The organism is Anaerotignum faecicola, assembly GCF_003865035.1.
In the GTDB taxonomy this organism is placed as follows: domain Bacteria; phylum Bacillota; class Clostridia; order Lachnospirales; family Anaerotignaceae; genus Anaerotignum_A; species Anaerotignum_A faecicola.
This window is the reverse complement of record NZ_BHVZ01000014.1, coordinates 20648-46193: the sequence shown is the minus strand read 5'-3', so window position 1 is coordinate 46193 and position 25546 is coordinate 20648. Positions and strand designations below refer to the sequence as shown.

24 protein-coding genes are annotated in these 25546 nt (G+C 48.6%); 4 read left to right on the top strand and 20 right to left on the bottom strand.

Annotation, left to right across the window (positions count from 1 at the left end):
• Positions 1–140: 140 nt before the first annotated feature.
• On the top strand, positions 141–404 hold the full coding sequence (locus EJE48_RS10210; protein ID WP_016407048.1) for a metal-sensing transcriptional repressor: 264 nt from the start codon (positions 141–143) through the stop codon (positions 402–404).
• Positions 405–443: 39 nt separating this feature from the next.
• Positions 444–2993, top strand: coding sequence for a heavy metal translocating P-type ATPase (locus EJE48_RS10205; protein WP_118581122.1), 2550 nt, complete (start codon positions 444–446; stop codon positions 2991–2993).
• 89 nt (positions 2994–3082) lie between these two features.
• Here EJE48_RS10205 and EJE48_RS10200 read toward each other — a convergent pair whose 3' ends face one another.
• From EJE48_RS10200 to EJE48_RS10115, 18 genes are all read right to left on the bottom strand, one after another.
• Positions 3083–3505 carry a hypothetical protein gene (locus EJE48_RS10200; RefSeq protein WP_118581125.1) on the bottom strand — a complete coding sequence of 141 codons (423 nt, stop codon included), beginning with the start codon at positions 3503–3505 and terminating at the stop codon, positions 3083–3085.
• Positions 3502–3705, bottom strand: coding sequence for a helix-turn-helix transcriptional regulator (locus EJE48_RS10195; RefSeq protein WP_118581244.1), 204 nt, complete (start codon positions 3703–3705; stop codon positions 3502–3504). The genes EJE48_RS10200 and EJE48_RS10195 overlap by 4 nt, the downstream gene beginning before the upstream one ends.
• Before the next feature lie 142 nt (positions 3706–3847).
• Positions 3848–4813 (bottom strand): tRNA dihydrouridine synthase DusB, encoded by a 966-nt coding sequence (gene dusB / locus EJE48_RS10190; protein WP_118581128.1) that lies wholly within the window; start codon positions 4811–4813, stop codon positions 3848–3850.
• Positions 4814–4886: 73 nt separating this feature from the next.
• A complete protein-coding gene (locus tag EJE48_RS10185) occupies positions 4887–5654 on the bottom strand; it encodes a type III pantothenate kinase (RefSeq protein ID WP_118581131.1) in 768 nt (255 codons plus the stop codon).
• A gap of 45 nt (positions 5655–5699) precedes the next feature.
• Complete coding sequence (locus EJE48_RS10180) at positions 5700–6479, bottom strand: type III pantothenate kinase (RefSeq protein WP_118581134.1); 780 nt, start codon at positions 6477–6479, stop codon at positions 5700–5702.
• 93 nt (positions 6480–6572) lie between these two features.
• Positions 6573–7226: an ECF transporter S component gene (locus EJE48_RS10175; protein WP_243108021.1), complete on the bottom strand. Its 654-nt coding sequence runs from the start codon at positions 7224–7226 to the stop codon at positions 6573–6575.
• 217 nt (positions 7227–7443) lie between these two features.
• Entirely contained in the window at positions 7444–7818 is a 375-nt protein-coding gene (locus EJE48_RS10170) for a DUF6145 family protein (RefSeq protein WP_016407040.1), read from the bottom strand.
• 76 nt (positions 7819–7894) lie between these two features.
• Positions 7895–8296, bottom strand: a complete 402-nt coding sequence (locus EJE48_RS10165; protein WP_118581137.1) for a thioesterase family protein — start codon at positions 8294–8296, stop codon at positions 7895–7897.
• A 5-nt stretch (positions 8297–8301) separates the two neighbouring features.
• Positions 8302–10215, bottom strand: coding sequence for an ATP-dependent zinc metalloprotease FtsH (gene ftsH, locus EJE48_RS10160; protein WP_118581140.1), 1914 nt, complete (start codon positions 10213–10215; stop codon positions 8302–8304).
• Positions 10216–10484: 269 nt separating this feature from the next.
• On the bottom strand, positions 10485–11471 hold the full coding sequence (locus tag EJE48_RS10155) for an ATP-binding protein (protein ID WP_016407036.1): 987 nt from the start codon (positions 11469–11471) through the stop codon (positions 10485–10487).
• A gap of 30 nt (positions 11472–11501) precedes the next feature.
• Positions 11502–12440 (bottom strand): DnaD domain protein, encoded by a 939-nt coding sequence (locus EJE48_RS10150; protein ID WP_118581146.1) that lies wholly within the window; start codon positions 12438–12440, stop codon positions 11502–11504.
• A 135-nt stretch (positions 12441–12575) separates the two neighbouring features.
• Positions 12576–13628 carry an MraY family glycosyltransferase gene (locus EJE48_RS10145; RefSeq protein WP_016407034.1) on the bottom strand — a complete coding sequence of 351 codons (1053 nt, stop codon included), beginning with the start codon at positions 13626–13628 and terminating at the stop codon, positions 12576–12578.
• A gap of 27 nt (positions 13629–13655) precedes the next feature.
• Positions 13656–14285: a uracil phosphoribosyltransferase gene (gene upp, locus EJE48_RS10140; protein WP_016407033.1), complete on the bottom strand. Its 630-nt coding sequence runs from the start codon at positions 14283–14285 to the stop codon at positions 13656–13658.
• A 12-nt stretch (positions 14286–14297) separates the two neighbouring features.
• Positions 14298–14726 (bottom strand): ribose 5-phosphate isomerase B, encoded by a 429-nt coding sequence (gene rpiB / locus EJE48_RS10135; RefSeq protein ID WP_118581149.1) that lies wholly within the window; start codon positions 14724–14726, stop codon positions 14298–14300.
• A gap of 23 nt (positions 14727–14749) precedes the next feature.
• Entirely contained in the window at positions 14750–15808 is a 1059-nt protein-coding gene (locus EJE48_RS10130; RefSeq protein ID WP_118581152.1) for an L-threonylcarbamoyladenylate synthase, read from the bottom strand.
• A gap of 4 nt (positions 15809–15812) precedes the next feature.
• Positions 15813–16313, bottom strand: a complete 501-nt coding sequence (locus tag EJE48_RS10125; protein WP_016407030.1) for an SEC-C metal-binding domain-containing protein — start codon at positions 16311–16313, stop codon at positions 15813–15815.
• A 172-nt stretch (positions 16314–16485) separates the two neighbouring features.
• A complete protein-coding gene (locus tag EJE48_RS10120; protein WP_016407029.1) occupies positions 16486–17289 on the bottom strand; it encodes a peptidylprolyl isomerase in 804 nt (267 codons plus the stop codon).
• A gap of 114 nt (positions 17290–17403) precedes the next feature.
• Entirely contained in the window at positions 17404–18471 is a 1068-nt protein-coding gene (locus EJE48_RS10115) for an undecaprenyldiphospho-muramoylpentapeptide beta-N-acetylglucosaminyltransferase (protein ID WP_118581155.1), read from the bottom strand.
• A 148-nt stretch (positions 18472–18619) separates the two neighbouring features.
• Here EJE48_RS10115 and EJE48_RS10110 point away from each other — a divergent pair, with 148 nt between their 5' ends.
• The gene (locus EJE48_RS10110; protein ID WP_016407027.1) at positions 18620–19120 is read left to right on the top strand and encodes a hypothetical protein; all 501 of its coding nucleotides are present in this window, start codon (positions 18620–18622) and stop codon (positions 19118–19120) included.
• Between the two features lie 68 nt (positions 19121–19188).
• Positions 19189–19599, top strand: a complete 411-nt coding sequence (locus EJE48_RS10105; RefSeq protein ID WP_016407026.1) for an HIT family protein — start codon at positions 19189–19191, stop codon at positions 19597–19599.
• Between the two features lie 213 nt (positions 19600–19812).
• Here the strand turns inward: EJE48_RS10105 and EJE48_RS10100 are convergent, their stop codons facing one another.
• Complete coding sequence (locus EJE48_RS10100; RefSeq protein ID WP_118581253.1) at positions 19813–24093, bottom strand: 2-hydroxyacyl-CoA dehydratase; 4281 nt, start codon at positions 24091–24093, stop codon at positions 19813–19815.
• A 19-nt stretch (positions 24094–24112) separates the two neighbouring features.
• Entirely contained in the window at positions 24113–24772 is a 660-nt protein-coding gene (locus tag EJE48_RS10095; RefSeq protein ID WP_016407024.1) for a TetR/AcrR family transcriptional regulator, read from the bottom strand.
• Between the last annotated feature and the right edge of the window lie 774 nt (positions 24773–25546).

The following is a 25546-nucleotide window of genomic DNA, read 5'->3' as shown; positions in this document are numbered from 1 at the left end:
TTATTTGTCCGTATATTTTTCAAAATAAAAAAGAGAATTTTTTATCAAATAGAGTCTTGTCTTTTTCCGAAAGGAATACTATAATACATCCGTACCCTCCCCCAGGGGGTGGGGGTGCTTAAGAGAGAGGAGAGAGACACATGCAGGCAGATAAAAAAAAGGTAGGCACGCTGCTGAAAACCGCCAGAGGGCAGATTGACGGCATCCTCAACATGATCGAGGAGGATCGCTACTGCATTGATATTTCCCATCAGCTGATGGCAACCATGGCGATTCTCAATAAAGCCAATAAGGAAGTGCTTTCCGCACATCTGAAAACCTGCGTCCGCAATGCCGAAACGGCTGCGGAACGGGATGAAAAAATTGATGAGTTAATTGAAATTATGGGTAAAGTAATCAAATAAGAATTTTTTATATTCAAAAGAAAAAGGAGGTGCTCCCCTTTGAAACAAAAATTTGACGTAACCGGGATGACCTGCTCCGCCTGCTCTGCTCATGTGGAAAAGGCAGTCGGCAAGCTGGAGGGGATTCAGACTGTAAACGTAAATCTGCTGCAGAACAGCATGGTCGTGGAATATGACGATACCGCCCTCTCAACAGATGACATTATCAATGCCGTAAAAAGCGGCGGCTATGGTGCAAGCGTGCAGGGCGCAACCAACAGCGCCACACAGGAGCCGCCCAAAAACGTAGCATTAGAGGAAATGAAGGTTATGAAGAAGCGTCTGGTTTCTTCCTTCTGCTTTCTGATTCCTCTGTTCTATGTTTCCATGGGGCACATGGTCGGTGCGCCCCTGCCCTCGATTCTTCTGGGGCATGAAAATATGATGATTTTTGCATTGACACAGCTTTTGCTGGCAACGCCCGTTTTAATCATCAATAAGAAATTTTTCGTTGTCGGCTTTCAGGCGCTTTGGAACAGAGCTCCCAACATGGACTCTCTGGTAGCGCTCGGCTCTGCCGCATCCTATATCTACAGCATCTTTGCGATTTACGCCATGGCGTATTATATGGGGCATGGCGACCTTATGACGGCGCATCATTACGCCATGGAGCTGTATCTGGAGGGCGCAGCAATGATTCTGACGCTGATTACGGTCGGGAAATATATGGAGACACGCTCCAAGGGCAAAACCTCCGAAGCAATCAGCAAGCTGATGGATCTGGCACCCAAGATGGCAACCGTCATGAAGGATGGCAAGGAAGTTGAAATTCCCGTGGAGCAGGTTGCCGTTGGGGATATCATCGTGGTGCGCCCCGGGCAGAGTATCCCCGTAGACGGCAAAATCGTCGAAGGCTCCTCCGCCGTGGATGAAAGCGCGATTACAGGCGAATCCATCCCCGTGGATAAACAGGTTGGCGACAGCGTCATTGGCGCAACCGTCAATAAAAGCGGTTTCTTCCGTATGGAAGCAACCCATATCGGCAGTGATACTACCCTTTCCCATATCATCACCTTAGTTGAGGAAGCGAGTGCCTCTAAGGCCCCCATTGCCAAGCTGGCAGATCAGGTCAGCGGCATTTTCGTCCCGACCGTCATCACGATTGCCATTATCGCAACGGTCGTGTGGATGCTTGTCGGTCAGCCCTTCTCCTTTGCCCTTTCGATTGGTATTGCAGTTCTGGTGATCTCCTGCCCCTGCGCATTGGGTCTGGCAACGCCTACGGCAATCATGGTCGGCACAGGCAAGGGTGCGGAATACGGGATTCTGGTAAAATCCGCAGAAAGTCTGGAAATTGCACATAAAATTGATACCGTTGTTCTGGATAAAACAGGCACGCTGACAGAGGGTCATCCCGTTGTGACGGATGTTCTGCCTGCGCCCGGTGTGCTGAAAAATCCCTTCCTGCGTGCGGCAGCTTCCATTGAGGCACTCTCTGAACACCCTCTCGCCGAAGCTGTGATGAATTATGCCAAGGAGAAGGAAATTGTGCCACAGAAGGCAGAAAACCTCTCAGCGACCGCAGGACAGGGCATTGAAGCGGATGTGAATGGCAAGCATATCCTAGGCGGCAATCTGAAAATGATGCAGGAAAGAAAAATCGACCTCGGAGATTTCGCCGAAAAAGCGGCAGAGCTTGCGGAACAGGGCAAAACACCGCTGTTCTTTGCGGAGGGAGAAAAGCTCCTCGGCATCCTCGGTCTGGCTGATCCGCTGAAGCCCACAAGTAAGGAAGCCGTGGACAGCTTTCATCAGATGGGGATTGACGTTGTCATGCTGACAGGGGATAATAAACGTACGGCAAACACCATTGCAAGCCAGCTTGGGATTCAGGCGATTGCGGAGGTTCTGCCGCAGGATAAGGAAATGGAAGTGCGCCGTTTGCAGGAAAGCGGCAAAAAGGTTGCCATGATCGGCGACGGCATTAACGATGCGCCCGCACTGACCCGCGCGGATGTCGGCATTGCCATCGGCGCAGGTACAGATGTTGCCATGGAATCGGCAGATATCGTGCTGATGAAAAGCGACCTTCTGGATGCGGTCACAGCCGTTCAGCTGAGCCACGCAACCATTAAAAATATCAAGCAGAATTTGTTCTGGGCATTCTTCTATAACTGCTGTGGGATTCCACTTGCGGCAGGTGTGTTCTATTCCGTTCTGGGATGGAAGCTGAACCCGATGTTCGCCGCGGCGGCAATGAGCTTCAGCTCTGCCTTCGTTGTCGGCAATGCCCTCAGATTAAGGCTGTTTACCCCCACCCATCAGGCACATTCCGCCGAAAAAACGGCGCAGGTGATAGAACAAAAAGACGAGAAAAACATTCCAAATGAGGAGGACGTAAAAATGAAAAAGGTATTGAAAATCGAAGGTATGATGTGCAGCCACTGCACAGGCAGAGTAGACAAGGCGCTGAACGATATGGACGGCGTAAAGGCAACCGTTTCTCTGGAGGGCAAATCCGCAGAGGTAGAGCTGACGAAGGATATCAGCGATGAAGCACTGGTAAAGGCTGTCACTGATGCAGGCTATGAGGTTGTAGATATTCAGTAAAAAAATATGGCTGTTTCTATTCCCAAACGGATAGAGACAGCCATTTTTTATTTGCAATGCAGTTACTGCTTTTTCTTTTTCTCTCTTTCTTACAACCGCTTTTCATAATATCTCATAAAGGCAATCCCCAGAAGATACTGCAATACCCACAGCAGGCACAGCACCCCTGTCACCCACCATTCCACACGCAGGAGGGCAAACAGAAAGCTGACCGCAATCAGTACGAAAAACATCACCTGATATGCCTTATGCCCTGCCATCTGCCGCAGAAGCACCTTCCGCTCATCCGTCCGATTGATGCGCGCCGCCGTTTCTTTTTCTTCATATTCCGCCTGATGCTCCGGCTTTTTATAATAAAAATATTCTCTCAGCCGCAAAAGACCGATTACTACCCATGCTATTCCCCACGAACGCAGAATATTCGCATAATAGCTGTCCTTCACGAATACGGATACCGCAACAAATATGACCCCTGCCGCCAACAGAAAACCGCCTTTTTTTCTGTCTCTCATTCCGTTCCCTCCTCATAAATAAAAATATCCTCAATCGCCATGCCGAAATAGCGCGCAATCTTAAATGCCAACAGGATAGACGGGTTATATCTCCCGTTTTCCAGAGAGCCGATGGTCTGACGCGAAACCTCCAATGCCCGCGCCAGTTCCTCCTGTCGGATGCCGCGCTCCTTTCGGATTTCCTCCAATCTGTTTTTCATTTCGTTTTCCTCCAAAATGTAAAGCTTACTTTCCATCAGTATATTCCCTTCGCTTTCAAATGTCAAGTAAACTTTCCATTTTTGCATTAAAAAACTCTCCGCAGGAAATTTCGTAACAAAATCTCCCACAGAGAGCCTAAATTTACTGATGATCCTTTAAATATTCATGTAATAATGCTTTCATTTCCGCCATGGTTTCCGCATAATTCAGCTTACCGCGCAGCTCCGCCGCACCGGGCAGTCCCTTCATATACCATGCCATGTGCTTGCGCATTTCCCGAATCCCGATATACTCGCCCTTATAGGCAATCAGCATCTGAGAATGGCGCAGCGCCTTCTCTACGCGCTCCTGTGCGGTCGGTTCGGGCAGAAGCTCCCCCGTTTTGAGATAATGCAGAATCCTCTTGAAAATCCAAGGGTTGCCCTGCGCACCTCGCCCAACCATGATGGCATCGCAGCCTGTATGCTCCAACAGATTTTTCGCATCCTGTGGTGTGAAGATATCGCCGTTGCCAATGACGGGAATCTGCACCGCCGCCTTCACTTCCTTGATGATATCCCAATCCGCCTTGCCGCTGTAATACTGCTCTCTGGTTCTGCCATGCACTGCCACCGCGGACGCGCCGTTTGCCTCGGCAATCTTCGCAATCTCCACCGCGTTGATGTGTTCCTCATCAAAGCCCTTACGGAACTTAATCGTCACAGGCTTTTTCTGGCTTTCCACCAGAGAACGCACGATTTTTCCGACCAATTCGGGCGTTTTCATCAGACACGAGCCTTCCCCGTTTTTCACGATTTTCGGCGCAGGGCATCCCATGTTCACATCAATGATATCAATGGGATACTCCTCGATTTTCTTCGCCATTGCCCCCAGAATTTCGGGGTCGGAGCCGAACAGCTGCACCGCAACCGGGCGTTCCTTCGCATCCACCTCAAGCAGCTCCGTTGTGTTTTTGTTATCATATAAAATCCCTTTTGCGCTCACCATTTCGGAATACACCAGACCGCAGCCCATCTCCTTGCAGAGGATGCGGAAGGGCAAATCCGTCACACCTGCCATGGGCGCAAGGAATACATTATTTTCCAGCGCTACATTTCCGATTTTCATAACCGTCACCTTCCTTCTTTTTCAAGCTTTCTCTCCATGAAAGAAAAAACAGGCAAAGCTGCCTGCGATTTTCTTATTTATTCTTTTCGTACAGGATGCGCAGACCCTTCAGCGTCAATACGGGGTCAAGTACATCAAAAATTTCGCCCTTCGGGTCAATCACCCTTGCCAGACCGCCTGTCGCAATGACCTTCATATTCGGCAGATTCAGCTTTTCCTTCAGCTGCTCGATGATATATTTCGTCTGCCCGATATGCCCCAGCACAAGCCCTGCCTGAAAGCTGTCCACAGTGTTTTTCGCAATGATGGACTTCGGTGCCTTAATTTCGATTTTCGGCAGCTGTGCCGCCTTCTGATACAAAGCCTCTGCGCAGGAGGAAATGCCGGGCGTGATAAAGCCTGTGATAAATTCGCTTTTTTCATTGATGACATCAAAGGTGTTTGCTGTGCCGTAATCAATGACAATAGCAGGGCCGCCGTAAATCTCATTTGCCGCCACAAGGTCAACGATACGGTCAGAGCCGACGGATTTCGGGTCATCCCGTTTAATCACAATCCCCGTTTTCATCCCAACGCCGACAATCATCGGTTCGATATTGAAATATTTGCGAATCCCCTGCGTGAGAGAATACATAATATCGGGGACAACAGAGGAAATGATAACCGCCTCGACCTTCCCTGCATCTATCCCTGCCGCATCAAAGAGACCATGAATAAAAATGCCGGTTTCATCTGCTGTGCGATTGCCGCCGGTTGTCATTCTCCAACACTTTACCAATTTTTCTTTTTTATATAAGCCCAAAACAAAGTTGGTGTTTCCAACATCGATTACCAAAAGCATCTGCTTTCCTCCTAATTGACCGAAAAAGCCGGTAATGCTTTTTCATTATCGTTTGTTCCTATTCTTCCCGTAAATCAGCCGCAGTCCATGCAGGGAAAGAACAGGGTCATAGACATCAAAAATGCCATTTTCCTCTTCATAAATCACCTTGCCCAAGCCGCCTGTGGCAATGACCTTCATATTGGGGCAGTTGAAATGCTCCTTGATTCTCTGAATGATATACTTTGCCTCGCCGATATGCCCGACCACCAAACCTGCCTGCATACTCTCTACGGTGTTTTTCGTAATCACGCTTTCGGGGTTCACAATTTCAAACTTCGGCAGATTTGCCGCCCTTTGATACAGCGCGTCTGCGCAGGTTTGCAGTCCGGGTGCCGTTATGCCTGTCAAAAATTCGCCCTTCTCACTGACAACATCAAATGTGGTTGCGGTTTCATAATCCACCACAATGGCAGGGCCGCCATACAGCTCATACGCCGCCACAAGGTTGACAATACGGTCTGTCCCCATTTCCTTCGGGTTTTCCATCCGCAGGTTGATACCTGTTTTCAGACCGGCACGCACCACAATCGGGTCTTTTTTCAAGAATTTTTTAATGCCATTGAGTGTGGAATACATCACATCCGGCACAACAGAGGAAACAATGATTGCCTCAATATCACCTACAGAAACATCAGAATATGCAAACAGGCTGCAAATCAGAAGCCCTGTTTCATCCGCAGTGCGTCCGCTTTTCGTAGAGAGCCGCCAGTTCGCCACAAGGTTCTCCCCATTAAATACGCCCAAAACCATATTTGTATTGCTCACATCAATTACCAATAACATAAAACCTTCTCCTATTCGGAATTTTATATGAAGAACAGCGCAGGAAATCCATCCTGCGCCGTATGCATTTACATTTTCTTATTTATGTAAAACTTATGCTTCCTTTTTCGTATACAATGCTCTGTTGACTGCCTTGGAAACAATCCCGCCGACAATACAGCTGGAGGGCATTTCCAATGCGCCGTTCACGCCGACAAACGCAACCACGAACATCAGAGGATTCAGACCGCCCAATGTTTCATTGATACCCTGAATAAATTCTGTATTCCAGTAGCAAATAAGCAGCACGCCCATGAAGAACAATGTATTCAGAAATGCCGCAAAAAAGCCGCCGACAAAATAGCAGACTGTTTTCTTTTTATCCACCTTCTGCGCCGCTTTAAAAATCACACCTGTCAGAAAGCCCATCAGCACGCGGGTAGGGATGCAAAGCAGGAACGCATAGATCGGGTTAATGTTAAACAGCATCGTGCTGAACGCAGAGGAGCCTGTCACCGCCTGATAAAAGCTGGTTGCGCCGAAAATCAGCCCCAGCCATGCCCCTGCCTTGGGGCCCATCAGCATCGCGCCGATTGCAACGGGAACCATCATCAGAGAAATATCTAACCCGAAGGTATGGAAATATCCCAAGGGGGTTACGCTCATCAGAAGCAGTACCCCTGTCAGAAGGCCCAATGTGGTCAGCTCTCTTGCCGACATTTTTCCCTTTTTGCCTGTTTCTGCCTGTGTGTTTGCTGTTTCGCTCATTTGAAAAGCTCCTTTCATTCTCATTCTCGCAGGATACAAGATGATTTGGAATCATATTTTTCTGTGCCTTACGGCAAGGAGTGTTTCTATGCCTGCCCGAAACGGGTCATGCTATTTCCCCTTTTCTCCGCCGTTGATACACAACCAAATCCATTATAACAGCAACTGCGGATTTTACAATATTTTTTTTGATTTTCTTGTTATTTTTTACACAATCTTATAAGGTTTTCCCCTCTGCTGCCGCTCTGCGCATCAATTCCTCCTTCGCAGGTGCGCCCTCTTTTGTGCAAAAAAGCACATACCACAGCTCCATCGCACGGAACAACTCCAACTCTTCCTTTTGCAGGCGTTTGATTTCCAGTTCTGCACCGATTTCGTCAAAATCAAAATCACCCTCATGCTTTATAGTCTCAAAATACACATCGCCGTTGTCATCAAAGCCTACCAGAAAAGTGCAGTTCAGCTTTTCTGCCATATAAACGCAGATGCGCTTCAAATCCTCTTTAATCGTATCGGGCAGGAATTTAAATTCCTCCTCCATAAAATATTTCTGCTCTTTATTATTGGCCGCCGCCAGAATTTTCTTTGCCATAATGCCTCTCCTTTTTCTCTCGAAGAAAAAGGCCTGCAGTACGGGACGCACTCCAGACCTTCGTTTGCCTTGCTTCTTATTTTGTGCCTTTTTTGTTTACACGGCTCAGGAATTTACCCAGTTCGATGATGGCACGGCCATGTGTGCCTTCGCAGATTTTATCCACTTCGTCATACGCCTTTACAGAGTAGGTCAGCATCTTGCCCTTCACCTCTGTCACCTCTGTTACCACGCGCACCTTCATGCCAACGGGTGTTGCGGCAAGGTGTGCAAGATCGAAGGTTGTGCCTACGGTTTCCCAGCCTTCCGGCAGGAAAGGAGCAACTGTGCCGATTGCTGTGCCTTCAATCCAGGAAATCAGTCTGGGGGATGCGAATACAGGCACCTTATCATTGCCGAAATGAGATGCGGTATCGCCTTCCTCTACGATAAATTCCTTTTCAAATGTCATACCGGGTACGATGTTTTTGAATTCCATAATCCTTAGTTCTCCTCTCTGTTTTCCGCTGTTTCTGTGGGCTGCTCCGCCTCATTTGCAATGCCCAGAACCTCGTTGCGTACCTTCTGGTCAAACAAAGAGCGGAATTCGTCCCCTGTTACCTTTTCCTTTTCTACTAAGAGCTTTGCGGTTGCATGGAGCATTTCCATATTCTCCTGCAAGAGGCGCTTTGCCTCCCGATAAGCGTCTGTCACAATACGGTTAACCTCCTGATCGATGGTTGCCGCTACGCCTTCGCCGTAATTTCTTGCATGTCCCCAGTCTCTGCCGATAAAGACCTCATCATTATCGCCGCCGAACTGGATGGGCCCAAGCAGCTCGCTCATGCCGTATTTTGTTACCATATCTCTTGCCATGGATGTCGCACGTTCAATATCATTGGATGCACCGGTGGTGATATCCTTGATTACAAGTTCTTCTGCCGCACGACCGCCCAGAAGGCTGATGATTTCCTGTTCCATCATCATTTTTGTCATATACATTCTGTCCTCGCCGGGCAGTGGCATGGTATAGCCACCTGCCATCCCCGTAGGAATGATGGAAATGCTGTGGACAGGGTCAAGCTCGCTCAGCACCTCAAAGAGGATGGCATGACCGCCCTCATGGTATGCTGTGATGTATTTTTCCTTTTCGGAAATGACTCTTGTTTTCTTTTCCGTCCCGACACCGATTTTAATCAGTGCCTTCTGGATTTCTTCCATATCAATTTTCTTCTTGCCGTCTCTGGCGGTCAGCAGCGCCGCTTCATTCAAAAGGTTTGCCAGATCCGCACCGGTGAAGCCTGCAGTTGTCTGCGCAACCACCTTCAAATCCACCTCAGATGCCATAGGCTTGCCCTTTGCATGCACGCGCAGGATGGCCTCTCTGCCCTTTACATCGGGTCTGCCGACATAAACCTGTCTGTCAAAACGACCGGGTCTGAGCAGCGCCGGGTCAAGGATATCCGCGCGGTTGGTTGCCGCAATAATAATAACGCTTTCGTTGATGCCGAAGCCGTCCATCTCAACCAACAGCTGGTTCAATGTCTGCTCGCGTTCATCGTGTCCGCCGCCAAGACCTGCGCCTCTGCGTCTGCCGACAGCATCGATTTCGTCGATAAATACAATACTGGGGGCGTTTTTCTTCGCCTGTTCAAACAAATCCCTTACACGGGATGCACCGACACCGACAAACATTTCCACGAAGTCGGAACCGGAAATGCTGAAAAAGGGTACGCCTGCCTCGCCGGCAACTGCCTTTGCCAGCAATGTTTTACCGGTACCCGGAGGGCCCACCAGCAGCACACCCTTCGGGATGCGCGCACCTAACTCCGTAAATTTCTTGGGTGCCTTCAGAAATTCTACCAATTCCTCCAGCTCACCCTTTTCCTCGTCACAGCCTGCTACGTTGTCAAAGGTAACATTGCTTTCCCCGTCAACGCTCATTTTTGCCTTGCTCTTGCCGAAGTTGTTCATCTTTCCGCCGCCGCCCTGCATACGGTTGAACAGCAGAATAAAGATAATAATCATCACAATCATCATGATGAGAGAGGGTACCACCTGAGAAAGCATGCTTTCTCTCTGCAAATCCCCAACGTCAATCTTTACGCCATTTGTCAGGGCTTTTTCATCCAGCACCTGCTGCAATACGGATATACTCGGCACATCCACACGAATGACACTGCCGTCCTTCAGCGTTGCCTCCGCCGTACCGTAGTCTCCGACCTCTGTTCTTCTGGAAACCTCCACAGAAGCCACGTTATTTTCGTCCAGTTCCTTCAACAGGTCACTGTAGACATATTCCTCCTGCGCCGCATCATTGCGCTGCGGAAGAATCTGTGGGCCTGTATACGCCAGTGCCGCTAAAATAACCACAAAAATCAGCACATAAATTCCGATTGGTTTAAGATATTTGTTCAAGAGCGTTCCTCCTTATTCTCGTTTCTTTCTCCATCTCCGTTTTTCTGTTCCAAATACAGAGACCATATCAAGATATAATTCTAGCATACTTTCCGGAGAAACGCAACGCAGGATTTCAACGGACAGGCTGAAAAAAATCGTCTTTTTTGCAAAAAAGTTCTTACTATTTACAGGGAAAAAGAAAAACAGAGGGCTTCAAGGCACTTGCCATCGTCGAAGCTCCTCTTTTTATTCCTCTGTCTGAATATAAAGCAAAACTCTGTTTTGTCTTATCTGTATTTTTTCTTCATCCGAATATCATCCCCGAAGAATTTCAGTGTGGTATATTCCCCAATCAGACGGCTCATCACGCGATCGGAATACTGCTCCATCAGCGCACGATAATCCAGATTGGTGGAAATCACAACAGGGCGTTTTCTCAGCTTTCTGTCATTGACAATGCGGAACAGCTCCGAGGCGGTAAACATCGTTGCAAATTCCGTCCCAAGGTCATCGATAATCAGCAGATCCGCATCCAGAATTTCACTGTCCCAATCGAAGGGCTCTTCCTCCTCCTTGTTGCGAAAGCGCATATCCTCCAGCTGCTTGAAAAGCTGCCCTGCCGTGAGGTAAAGCACCGTTTTCCCATGCTCCAGAACCTCCTTCGCAATACAGTTGCACAGGAAGGTTTTCCCTCTGCCTGCGCCGCCGTAAAGCAAGAGATTTTCCCCCTCCGGATGCTCCGCAAATTCCATCGCCTTTTTCAGATTGCGCTGTGCATTTTCCTTGGGCGAAATGCCCTCCGCAGGCACAACCTCTGTATCAAAGAGACGCAAATCGAAGGTATCGAAATTTTCCAGCTTAATCACATCGCGTACATTGGACTGGTCATACAGCCTGTCCATCAGCCTGCGCCGCATGCAGGTGCAGGGCGTACCTTCGATATAGCCTGTATCCCTGCATTTCTCACATGCGTATTCCAGCTTCAGCAAAGAGGGAGAAAGGCAGTTTTTCGCCAGAAGTGCCATCCGCTCGTCCTGTAAGACCTGCTGCTTCTGTTTCATTTCCGTCATTGCTTTTTCCCGTTCCTCCGGATGCAGCAACACCAGCTTTGCCGTAGAAACACCAACCATGGAAAGCGTCTCCTCTATTTCTGCCAGACGCGGAAAGCGCGCATACAGGCTTTCCTTCCGTTCTCGCAGCTCCGCCGCCTTACGCGTCCGCAGGGCATCATATTCCCGCAGGACTTCCTTGTAAATCTGTGTTTTCGTTGCCAATTTTCTCCCCCCAATCTATTTTATCTGTTTTTACCATTTTTCTCTCTGTTCCCGTTCCAGTCTCTCCAGCTCCGCAAAATCCCATTCGCTCTGCGTATAATTGATGAAACGATTCTGCTTCTGTGCGCGCTGCGGCTTTTCTGCGGTCTGTGTGGTCGGTGTATTCTGCGCCTTTTTCGCCGCAAAGGCGGCATCCTGCGCCTGCACATCCGCGACAGCGGACACGCCTGCCTTTTTCCAATTTTCCAGAATACGGTCGGCGTATGCAAAGGATGCCTTTCCCGTCTGCATGACCGTTCTTTCACAGGCAAGCTTCACCACATCCAACGGCAGCTTATATTCCTGCAGCCATTTTTTCATATAGGCTTCCTCTGCCGCCACAGGCATACGATTCTGCCCAAACGCCTGCAAAATAGAGCGGTAGCCGGTTTTCCGCAGCTCAATATATTCCGCTGCCTTTTCCACAGTATTCACGCCTTCCTCTGCCCAGCCGATAGCGACCTTTTCGATATAGCGCATACCGGTATGCCCGCTTGCGGTGCAATAGGAGAGCAGCAGTTCGATGACCTCCATCGGCAGACCAAGCCAATCATAAAAGCTGAACAGCAGGCTCATATCCTGCTGCGAAAGCATTTTTCCCAGCTTTTTCTGCGCGGAATCAAATAATTTTCTGACCTTATCAATTTTTATGTAAAGTGCCAATTCTCTCGGAGAATAATCGGGGCGTACAGAGGAAACCAATGCAGGTCTTTCTGTTTCCTGCTTTTTCTCCTCCTGCAAATAGCCCTTGCCCTTCCAATAGCCCCAGGCATAGAGGACATCTGTTTCTGTGGCTTTCAGCCGTTCAGCCACCTTCTTCGCATCCTGCCCAACGGCTAATGTCATCAGATAAACCGACACATATAAGGGAGGTGCCTGCGGCAGCTCGGTTTCTATGAAGCTTTTACTTAAACGAATTTCTTCCGCCATGCGGCTTTCCTCCTTTCCTATCGGAATCTGTTATTTTCTGAACCTTTATTATACTATATTTCCTTTTAAAAAAACAGATACGCGGGCAGAAAAAATCTCCCTGTTTTGGAAACAGGGAGAAAATCGTCTGAGCCATTATTTATCATCATGGTCTTGCTTATTTCTGATATGGGCATTGAAATAATAAATGATGAAGCACAGCACAATCACCGTCAGCGCCATAACCACAATCGTACCGGAATCTTTAAAGCTGATAAAGATTGCCAGAAGCCCCAACAGCAGGCTGATGGTATACATAATCAATACCGCCTGTCTCTGGCTGAAGCCATGGTCAATCAGCTTATGATGCAGATGTCCTCTGTCCGCCTGCATGATGGGCTGATTTTTCGCCATACGGCGCAGCATTGCACAAATCGTATCAAACACAGGCAGTCCAACACAAAGCACGCTCACAATCAGCGCAAGCAAGGCATAGCCCTTGAATACGCCGAGGATACTCGTTACCGCAAGCACAAAGCCAAGGAACGTAGAGCCTGTATCGCCCATAAAGATTTCCGCAGGGTTGAAGTTTCTGGGAAGGAAGCCCAGACAAGCCCCTGCCAGTGCCGCCGTTAAGCCAACCGCCGTTGTGCTGCCTGTCATAATGCAGAGCACCATCAGGCTCATTGCCGCAATGGAGGTAACCCCTGCCGCCAGACCATCCAAACCGTCAATCAGATTTACCGCGTTCGTCACGCCGACAATCCAGACAAGCGTGATGGGGATACTAAATTTCTGCAAATATGCCGTTACGGGCCAAAGCACCACCTGAATCCGTGTGCCGGAAAAAATGACAATCAGCGCCGCCAGAATCTGCACGCAGAATTTCAGCTTTGCCGGCAGATTTTTCATATCATCCACTACGCCCAAGCCTGCAATCAGCAGTGCGCCAACCAAAAAGCCTGCAAATTGTCTGCTGTCCATGCTTTTATCAAAATAATTCACCATCAGCACCGTAATTGTAAAGCCAAGCACGATGGCTACCCCGCCCATACGGGGCATTGGTTTTTTATGCACACCTCTGTCCTTCGGATAATCGATTGCGCCGCATTTGACGGAAAGCCATTTTGCGAAGGGTGTCGTCACCAGAGTGATGGCGAAGGCACAAGCAAAGGCAGCAATATATAATAACCAGTTATGTTCTACCAAAATCAATCTCTCCTCCCGGGAGTGGTTTTACTTCGTACCGAAGATACGGTCGCCTGCGTCCCCCAGACCGGGTACGATATATCCATGCTCATTCAGACTGCCGTCATCATACGCCGCTGCATAAATATCCACATCGGGATGATTCTTCTGCAAACGCTCCACGCCCTCTGTTGCTGCCAGAATACACAGGAAAATAATATTTTTTACCCCTCTTGCCTTCAGAAAGCCGATTGCCGCATCTGCGGAACCGCCCGTTGCCAGCATAGGGTCTGTCAGAAATACGGTACGTTCTTCAATATCCAGAGGCAGCTTGCAGTAATATTCCACAGGCTCCAGTGTGGTTTCATCACGATACAAACCGATATGCCCGATTTTTGCCGCAGGCAGCAGGTTCAAAAGCCCATCTGTCATGCCAAGCCCTGCGCGCAGAATAGGAACCATCGCAAGCTTGGTATCAATGGTTTTGCAGGTTGCGGTCGCGATGGGTGTTTTTACCTGTACTTCCTTCAAGGGCAGATCTCTGGTTGCTTCATACAGAAGCAGAGAGGCTACCTCGCCGATAATCTCACGAAATTCCTTTGTGCCGGTCTGTTCATCTCTGAGCATTGCCATTTTGGTATGAATCAGAGGATGCTCGGATACAAATAATTTACTCATGCTTCTTCCCTCTCAATCTTCGATTTGTTTAATTCTTCTGATGTGACGCTCGTCATTGGAAAACGGTGTTTCCAGGAACGCCTTTACAATCTCCAGTGCCAGACCCGGTCCTGTTACTCGTGCGCCCATTGCCAGAATATTTGCATCATTATGCTCTCTGGTTGCCTTTGCGGAGAACACATCGCCGCACAATGCACAGCGGATGCCCTTTACCTTATTTGCCGCAATGGAAATACCGATGCCCGTGCCGCAAATCAGGATGCCCTTTTCACATTCGCCGTCAGCGACTGCGTGTGCAACCTTTTTTGCATATTCGGGATAATCTACAGAAGCTTCGGAGTAGGTGCCGAAGTTCTTAAATGCAATTTTATTATCCTCCAGATATTTGATGACTTCCTTCATCAGGGGGTAACCGCCATGATCACAGCCCAATGCCAACATATCAAACACTCCTTTTTTCTTCTTTATTCCGCTTCTAATACCCGATAGCCCGCCGCCTTGTTCAGACGGTTCATAATCGCCATCCCCTCGCCTTTTTCGGAAAAGACCTCGGAATAAACCACATCCACCCCCAGAAAATCAAATTTCCGCAGGGTTTTGAAGAGGTTTGCGCCGATTTCTTCGGGTTTTGCTCTGCTGCCCAGAGAAAGAATGATATCCGCATGATACAGCGTCTTTGTTTCCTCCGTTGCCATCACGCCGACCTTTTTGCCTGCCGCACGCTCCGCCGCCGCAAGCGCGTTAATCCTTTCTGCAACAGCTGTCTGTTCCCCCTTCACCAGAAAAACCTCTGCCTTGGGAGAATAATGCGTATATTTCATCCCCGGTGCTTTTGGTTTAAAATCCGCCGTGGGCTTGTGCAGGATTGCCGGATCAATTTCTACCTGCCCGACAACCGCCTCTATCATTTCCTTTGTCACCGCACCGGGACGCAGAATCATGGGGATTTCGTCCGAAACATCCACAATCGTGGATTCCAGTCCCCATTCTGCCGCTCCGCCGTCCACAATCATGTCTATCTTCCCATTCAGATCATACTCCACATGGGAGGCTCTGGTGGGGCTTGGCTTGCCTGAGGAATTGGCGCTCGGTGCCGCAATGGGCAGACCTGCCGCGCGGATAATCGCCCTTGCAACGGGGTGATTCGGAAAACGCACCGCTACGGTATCCAGACCGCCGGTTGCCTTCGCAGGGACAATATCCTTCTTCTTGAAAATCATCGTCAGCGGACCGGGCCAGAAGGCATCCATCAACGCCCTTGCCTGCGGGGAAACCTCCGCAACAATGCGGTCTAATTCTTCTATTTCGGAAATATGCAGGATTAAGGGGTTGTCCGAAGGCCGCCCCTTCGCAAGATATATTTTTTCACAGGCTGCGCTGTCCAAGCCATTTCCGCCCAGACCGTAAACGGTTTCTGTAGGAAAAGCCACCAGACCGCCCTCCTGCAAAATTTTTGCAGCCGTCTGAATGACTTCTGCGGATGACGCTTGGCGCAGGTCAACCTTTGCCACAATCGTCTTCATAGCCTTACGCGTTTCTGCCGCAGCATTTTTTATATTTTTTACCGGAACCGCAGGGGCAGGGATCGTTACGACCGATTTTTTCGCCCTTTACGATGGTTTTGGATTTCTTCTGTTCCAGTGCAAAATGCTTTCTGGTTTCTGCGTCATAAATACCGTCCCACTGGGGCAGGTTGGACAGATGCTCTGCCTTATATTCAATCATCAGCTTATACAGCTTCTCAAAATCAATATTGATGCAAACCTTTGTGTCCTCTGCCAGAGTCTCCATATCAAAGGGTTCTTCCAGAGATGCGTTCAGACCGTCGATAAATGCAACAATCATTTCTGCTGTCATATCGAAACGTGCAGCCAGCTCTGCAATCGTGCCTTCCAGCTTTGTTACCTTTTCGCCGAGGATATATTCATAGATTTTCTGTTCCTTGGGCAGATATTCCTCCCAAACCGCTTCAATGCTGCGGCCTTCCTGAGAAAATGCCTTCTTCATCCAATCTTCATACAAGCTCATTTATTGTCTCTCCTTTTGTTCTTCTTATTTTTGTACAAATTACTCCATTCTTTCAAATAATACTATGATTTACCCCTATTTGCAACAGAAAATGCAGATTTGCCCGCGTTTTTCCCATGCAGAAGGGCGTTTGCACAACCAAACGCCCCTGAATTTTTCTGTTATGTTTTTGTTATTGTGCATGATAATTTTCAAAGGTAATGCTTTCGATGGTAATATCCTCCACAGGCTTATCGTTTTCATTTGTTTCTGCCGCCGCGATGGCATCCACCACATCCAGACCCTCAAAGACCTGCCCGAAAATGGTATAGGGATTGCCGAAAACATATTCCAGATGTGCCGCGCCGCCGACCTCTTTGTAGTGCTCCAGAACAGAATCGGGGAACAGCTGACTGAAGGTATAATACTTCCCGTCTGTCAGGGTTACGCCCAGCTCCTCGCCTTCGTTATTATCACGGGCATCCCGCAGTGCGGTCAGCGCTTCCTCTACAACGTCTTTTGCCTGTACGATAAAGAACTGACTGCCGTTTGTATTCGCACCGGAATTTGCCATGGCAACCGCACCTCTGTAATAATGCAGCTTCGGGGAAATTTCATCCTCGAAGGCTTCGCCCCAGCAGCTTTCGCCGCCTGTGCCGTCACCCTTCGGGTCGCCCGTCTGCACCATGAAGTCCTCAATCACACGATGAAAAAGCAGCCCGTTATAATAGCCCTTCTTTGCCAGTGTTTTGAAGTTTTCCACTGCCTTAGGTGCTTCTTCGGGGAAAAAGCGCATCTTCACAACCCCCTTGGATGTAGTAATCACGGCGATTTCCTCGCCCTCCTCAGGCATCTGCGCCTGTAAAATTTCCGTGGTATCTACCGTTCCCTTTTCTGCCGTTTTATTGCTATCGTCCTTCGCTTCCTCTTTGCCGCAGCCTGCCGCACAAACTGCCAGAACTGCCGCCAACGCCAACGCAAGGTATCTTTTCTTCATTTTCATTTCCTCCGTTTTCTTTTTCCTAACGTCCATTTTAGTCCATCCGTCTTTGGAGTGTCAATTCAGAAATTCTTAAGATTGCATTAACATTTTCGCTGTTTCTTGCCAAAATCAGCGCATCAAGGCTTTAATCTGCGTCATCACAGCTGCAACGCCGTCCCCCGCAGGGCTTTTTTCCATAGCCACAACATATTTTTCCTTATTTTCATACAAAGCAAAAATCTCTTTTTTCATCGTTTCTGCCGTCATTTCATCCTCATCCAGCACGCGCGCAAAGCCCTGCTTTTCAAAGGAGGCCGCATTGAGAATCTGATCGCCGCGGCTCGCCCTTGCGCTCAGAGGGATGAGCAGGCTCGGCTTTTTCAGTGCCAGAAATTCCGAAATGGAGTTGCTCCCTGCGCGGGAAACCACAAAATCCGCCGCCGCGAATAAATCATTCAGCCCCTCGGAAACATATTCAAACTGCTTATAGTCTGTTCTGTTTTGCAGAGCTTCATCCAGATTTCCCTTGCCGCAAAGATGGATGATATCAAACGTCTTTGTCAGTTCAGGCAGGATTTCACGCAGGCAGTCATTCAGCTTGACCGCCCCCAGAGAGCCGCCCATCATCAGCAGAACAGGCTTTTCGCCGCTGAAGCCACAGGCGGACAGACCTTTTTCTCTCTCCCCCTCGAATAATTCCTTACGGATGGGTGTCCCCGTATGCACACCCTTACCCTTCGGCACATACTGCAGGGTTTCAGGGAAGGTGGCACAAATCACCCTTGCGGAGGGCATAGCAATCTTATTCGCCAGACCGGGGGTGATGTCCGATTCATGGATAATAACGGGAATGTGGTTCTTCTTTGCACCCAGCACAACGGGAACCGCCACAAAGCCACCCTTGGAAAATACCAAATCCGGCTTTAATTTCTTTAACAGACGCTTTGCTTCGCTGATGCCCTTCAGCACCTTGAATACATCCTTGAGGTTCTCCTTGGAAAGATAACGGCGCAACTTCCCTGTGGAAATGCCATAATAAGGGATGCCCTCCGCCTCAATCAGCGTGCGCTCAATGCCATTCTGAGAGCCGATATAAATAACCTCATAGCCTTCCTGCTTCAGATATGGCAGCAATGCCAAATTCGGGGTCACATGCCCGGCTGTGCCGCCGCCCGTCAATACGATTTTCTTGCTCATTTTTTATACCCACCTTTTCAGAGTTTCTCAATTCCTTTTCCTCATTCTAACACAAAACCCTGCCGCATACCATCCTTATTTCCCTGCCAAAAGGCAAGAAGGACAGCCCTTTTGCATAGGATGATAGAAAAAGCAAAAGGAGACAAATATGTATCCATACAACCGAAATACACAGCTATATCATTCCCGTGCGAAGGAAACGCAGGCAGAGAAGCCCTCGCTGCTTGCGCAGGATAAGCGTCTAGAGGAACTGCTTTCCCTCGCCCGTACAGAAGCAACGGAAACCACCCGAAAATTTGAGACCCTTCTTGACCGTGCAGAGCTTTCAGAGGCGGGACAGATTCTCCGCACCATGTATCTGGACGGAAAGAAGCATCTGCGGCTTTTGCAGGAGGTCGGCTTTCTCATTTTCGGCACAACGCCACAGGAAAACGAAGCCTGCGAAACAGAAGAAGCCACAGAAGCCACCGATACCTGCGCCCTTCTGGAGGAACTGCTGCTTGCTGAAATGGATGATATTTCATTCTATCGCGCTCTGCTCTTTGCCATGACGGAAGCAGACCTCCGGAACGCCTTTTTTGAAATCCTGACGGATAAGCAGAATCATACCGTCGCCCTTTCCCATCTGTATGCAAAATACTTTGGCTAAACCCCTGTAAATTCTCATTTTTTCGTGTTATGATAGAGGAAAATTACACCAAAGAAAGGAAGATACCTATGAGCGACTGTATTTTTTGCAAAATCATTGCAGGAGAAATTCCTTCTGCAACCATATACGAAAATGATGAATTTAAGGTAATTCTGGACAGATTCCCTTCCGGCGAGGGGCATGCACTGATTCTGCCCAAAAACCATGTGCCAAATGTCTTTGAAATCGACCCTGCACAGGCAGGCAGAGCATACGCATTGGCGGCAAAGCTGGCAAGAGCCATGAAGGAAGTGCTTGGCTTCACCGATATGAATATCCTGCAGAATAACGGCCCCATTGCCGGACAGACAGTGTTCCATTTCCATATCCACCTGATTCCCAGACGCGAGGGCGACGGCATCAATGTGACATGGACACCCACAGAGCCGACAGATGAACAGATTGCGGCAGTACAGGCAAAGCTGACAAATCTTATCTAAGCTGACAAACAAAAAGGACATCGGAAAATCCGATGTCCTTTTGCTTTGCACGGAAGGGTTTGGGAAACGAAGCGTTTCCCGACCGGAATCCGCAGAGGGGGCTTTGCCCACTCGAGGAAAACTGTGCGTTTCAAGGTTTACCGATGGAACGCATCAGTTTATTCTTCTGTCCAAACAAGTTGAAAACCTGTTTTCAACTTAGCGCTCAGCGCTTTAATCTTCAATCTTGAAAGCAACCCGTTCCGCAGAATGGGGCTTTTTCAGCTTCTTTGTATTATGTTCATTTGCCTTTTCCAGATTTTTATTTGCGCTTGCCAACATCAGCTTGATACGGTTCAGCTGGTTGACCTCACTTGCACCGGGATCATAGTCAATCGCAACCACGTTGGACATGGGGTACTGCTTGCGCAGCTCCTTGATGACACCCTTGCCAACAACATGGTTCGGCAGACAACCGAAGGGCTGTGTGCAGACGATATTCGGCACACCGCTATGAATCAGTTCAATCATTTCCGCTGTCAGGAACCAACCCTCGCCCGTCTGGTTGCAGAGGGAAACAATCTTTTCCGCCTCCTTGCCAAGGCTTCTGATGTTTTCGGGCTTATCAAAGCGTTTGCTCTTTTCCAGAGCATCCATCATAGGCTTCTGATACCATTCGATAACCTTCGCCACCAGATTCCCGACAATGCGCGCCTTTCTGCTGCCGCCCAGATATTTTTCCTTCTGCACCTGATTATGACAGCAATACAGCGCAAAGGTCAGCAAATCGGGTACAACCGCTTCTGCGCCTTCGCGTTCCAGAAGGTTGACCAGATCGTTATTTGCAGTAGGGTGGAATTTTACCAAAATTTCCCCAACCACGCCGACTCTGGGCTTCTTGATATCCAACAAAGGCAGCTCCTCAAATTCCCTGATAATGTTGCGGATATTTTCAGAGTACGTTCTTCTGTCTGCCTTGAGCAGGTCTTTTTTCAGCTTTTCTACCCATTTTTCATGCAGGGCATTTGCAGAGCCCTTTACCTTTTCATAGGGTCTGGTGCGGTACAGCACACGCATGAACAAATCGCCGTATACAATCGCCTGCAATGCGCGATGCAACAGGGCGGGCTCATATTTAAAGCCGGGGTTCTTTTCCAGCCCCGCAGGGTTGATGGAGATAACGGGAATATTGGGCATACCCATATTTTCCAGTGCCTTACGGATAAAGGCAATATAGTTTGTTGCACGACAGCCGCCGCCCGTCTGGGTGATGAGAAGCGCCGTACGGTTCAGGTCATATTTACCGGAAAGCAGTGCATTCAGCAGCTGCCCGATGGAAATGAGTGCAGGATAGCAGGCATCATTATTGACATATTTCAACCCTGTTTCAATGGCATGCTTATCCATTGCCGCCATTACTTCGATTTTATACCCTGCCTGACGGAATGCAGGCTCCAGAAGCTCAAAATGAATGGGCGACATCTGCGGACAAATGATGGTATATTCCTTCTTCATTTCCTTTGTGAAAAGCACGCGGTGCAGGGAAGCATCCCCTTCCTTAATCTGCACATGCTTTTCCTTTCTGTCCTCAATCGCCGCAATCAGGGAGCGGATACGAATACGCGCCGCACCAAGGTTATTTACCTCATCAATCTTCAAGGCAGTATAAATCTTGCCGGCGGCTGTCAGAATCGATTTCACCTCATCGGTTGTTACGGCATCCAGACCGCAGCCAAAGGAGTTCAGCTGTACAAATTCGATATCCTTCAGCTTCTTTACAAATGCCGCCGCTTCATACAATCTGGAATGATACGTCCACTGGTCACGCACAACGGTGGGACGTTCCACATGTCCCAGATGCGCCACGCTGTCCTCCGTCAGAACGGCAATGCGGTAGCCTGCAATCAGTTCGGGAATCCCGTGGTTGATTTCAGGGTCTGCATGGTAGGGTCTGCCTGCCAGAACAATACCCGTCATGTTATTCTCACGGATATATTTCAGCGTTTCCTCGCCTTTTTTGCGCATATCTCTGCGGAAATTGCCCCATTCCTTCCAGCCGGCTTCCACTGCCGCCTTAATCTCCTTGGCATCACAGCCCATGGGTACAAATTCCTCCTGCATACGCTTAATGACGGTTTCAATTTTATCCAGCGCAAGGAAGGGATTCATGAATTTGATATTCTTTTCTCGCAAATCCTCCACGTTGTTTTTGATATTTTCATTATAGGATGCCACAATAGGGCAGTTATAGTTATTATCCGCCGCGGCGCTGTCCCGTCTTTCGTAAACCACACCGGGATAGAAGATAAAATCAACGCCTGCGTTAATCAGCCACATGATATGCCCATGCACCAGCTTTGCAGGGTAGCAGACAGATTCACTGGGGATGGATTCCATGCCCATCTCAAACACTGCCTTGGAGGAGAAGGGAGAAAGCACCACCCTGTATCCCAGCTTGGTAAAGAAGGTATACCAGAAGGGATAATCCTCAAACATATTCAGCACGCGAGGGATACCGACTGTTCCCTTCGTTGCCTGTTCTGCCGTCAAGGGTTCATAATCGAACAGTCTATGGCGTTTATAATCATACAGGTTAGGTGCAGGGTTCTCAATTTTTTCCTTGCCCAGACCTCTTTCACAGCGGTTGCCTGTGATGAAGCGTCTGCCGCCGCTGAACAGATTGACCGTCAGCAGGCAGTGGTTGGTGCAGCCTTGACATCTTGCCATATTGGAATGTACTTCCAATGCGTTCATTTCATCGCGGCTGATGAGCGTGGTCTGATAGCCTGCGGTGTATTTATCTCTGGCAATCAGCCCTGCGCCGAAGGCCCCCATGATGCCTGCGATATCGGGACGGACTGCCTCTCTGCCGCTGATCATTTCAAAGCTTTTCAGCACCGCATCATTGTAGAAGGTACCGCCCTGTACAACCATGGATTTCCCCATTGCCTTCGGGTCGGAAATCTTGATTACCTTAAGCAGTGCGTTTTTGATAACGGAATACGCCAGACCTGCGGAGATATCCGCAACCTCTGCGCCCTCCTTCTGTGCCTGCTTCACGCGGGAATTCATAAATACCGTACATCTGGAGCCAAGGTCGATGGGCTGCTTTGCGAACAGCGCAGCCTTTGCGAAATCCACAACGGTATAATTCAGAGATTTTGCGAAGGTTTCGATGAAGGAGCCGCAGCCGGAGGAGCATGCCTCATTCAGCAGAACGCTGTCGATGACATTATCCTTAATGCGGATACATTTCATATCCTGTCCGCCGATGTCCAGAATAAAGTCCACATCTGGCTTGAAGAACTGCGCCGCCTTATAATGTGCAACGGTTTCAATATAGCCAAGGTCAATCATCAGGGCTTCCTTAATCAGCCCTTCGCCATAGCCCGTCACGCAGGAATTGCGAATCACAACATCCTCAGGCATCATATCATACATTTCATTCAGGCTCTTCATAACCACGTTCAGCGGATTGCCCTCATTGCCTGCATAGAAGGAATAGAGCAAATCACCATCCTTGGAAACCAGAGCCACCTTTGTTGTAGTAGAGCCTGCATCCACACCAAGGAAGGCATCCCCATGATAATTCGACAGGGGCACGCGTCTTACCTTATCTCTGTCATGACGTTCCTTGAAAGCGGCATAATCCGCTTCATCCTTAAACAACGGCTCCATACGTGAAACCTCTGCCGTCAGCTCCACGCCGTTATCCAGCTTATGCAGCAATGTATCAAAATCCAGCTCTGCTTCGCCCTTATTGGAAACGGCTGTGCCGTAAGCGGCGAACAGATGGGAATTTTCAGGAATAATCGTTGTTTCATCCGTCAGCTTCAGTGTTTCAATGAAACGCAGGCGCAGCTCGGAAAGGAAATGCAGCGGGCCGCCTAGGAAGGCAACATGTCCGCGGATAGGCTTGCCGCATGCCAGCCCTGCGATAGTCTGATTGACAACCGCCTGAAAAATAGAAGCCGCCAAATCCTCTTTTTTGGCACCCTCGTTAATCAAGGGCTGAATATCCGTCTTTGCGAATACACCGCAACGGGATGCAATAGGATAAATCACCTTATATCCCTTTGCCAGCTCATTCAGTCCTGTTGCATCTGTCTGCAAAAGACTTGCCATCTGGTCGATAAAGGAGCCTGTACCACCGGCACAAACACCGTTCATTCTCTGCTCTATGTTGCCGCCTTCAAAATAGATAATCTTGGCATCCTCGCCGCCAAGCTCAATGGCAACATCCGTCTGGGGTGCAGTTGCTTCTACGGCATTTGCTGTCGCAACCACCTCCTGAATGAATTCCACACCAATCGCCTTTGCCAGAGCAACGCCACCGCTGCCGGTAATCATGGCAGAGAAAATGGCATTGCCGATTTCCTCCTTCGCTTCCTTCAGGATATCCTTTACTGTTTTTTTGATTTCCGAAAAATGTCTTCTGTATCTGCTGAAGGCAATTTTGTTTTCCTCATCGGCAAGTACAACTTTAACGGTCGTAGAGCCGATATCGATTCCCATTTTATATGTAGTATCGTTTTTATGAGACTGCACTTGTCACACCTCCGTCTTCATAATTCTGCATCTTTGCAGTGGAAATTTCCTTCCACATCTGATATTGAATTTTTGTATATTTTTCTTCCTCATCAATCGTTTCATCCAGCACGCGGAGGGCTAAAATGCCATCCTGCATGGCTAAAATCATGGTTACATAGTTTTCCAGATCTATGCTTTTGAGGATTTCTCCTCTTTTCTGTCCTCTTTCCAGAATTCCATAGAGCAGTCTGCTCTTCTTTTTGTTGAATTCCTTAAAATATTCCTCCACCTCCGGAAATTTCTTCATCCCTTCATAAAGCAGGAAATAGAAATTCCGAAAGGCAATCTTTTTGCCGATTTTTTTCTGATAATTCGCAAAGCGCTGGGGCAGGAAAAACCCCTTCCACAGCAGCTCCGCCGTCGGCGTTTCCGCTCTGCTTTTTTCCCATGCCTGCTGCATTTCCTCTGTCTGACGAGAGAAAAAGGGTCTGATATATTTTTCCACCACCTGCTGATCCAGATCGTCTCGGCTTTTGAAGGAATAGTAAAAACCGCCCTTCGTCAGCCCTGCCGCACGAATCAGCTCATTTGTGGAGACCTCGGAAAAACCCTTTTCCAAAAACAACAAAAAAGCAATTTCCAAAATCTCATTTTCTGTTTTCAAATAGGATTCCTCCTTTCTGTTCTCTTTCTTTTTCTCAGATTTTTATGCCTGCGGCTTAACAAAAACTGCCGCCGTCTTCCTTTCACGAAAAAATCAGACCAGTCGGTCTGTACTATTTTATTATATGACTCTGCCCAAAAAATTCAATATTTTTGCCCGTTAAAATCCCGTTAAAGTTGTATACAAACAGGCAAAATAGACACTCGCGGAATGGAAATGCGGCAGTACAAATGCCGATTTGCCAAGGCAAAATGTTGGCATAGGTGCGGGCAAGAAAAAGCAACAGTGCTCCGCACTGATTGGGCGCAGATGCGCAAAAATAGAATGGTTCGCCAACATTAGCGGTTCGCCCGTTTGGAACCTTCTCGGCAAAACAAAGCATTCCACCCTTACTTTTTATGCTAAAAAGTAACAAAAACTTGGAACCCGTTTCGCAATGGGTTCCAAACCTCCGCAACCGAGGAAAGGGACACAAGGTTTCCCTTTCCAAACCCTTCCCCGTAGGTCGGAAACGACATAGATAAAAGCGGCGCAGATGCGCCTGCAACTATTTTATGCAACTATATTGCGTTTTTCGGAAAAATTCAAGATAGCCTGCCCGAAGGATGAAACAGCAAGCCATGCCGAAAAGGCACTTTATACTGCCCGAAGGGACTTGTGGGGAGGGGATATCCAAGGGGAACATTGTTCCTCTTGGACCTCCTGTGGGGGTCCGGGGCCCATTGAGGAGGGGTCCCGGGTTTTTTGTTACTTTTTAGCATAAAAAGTAAGAAC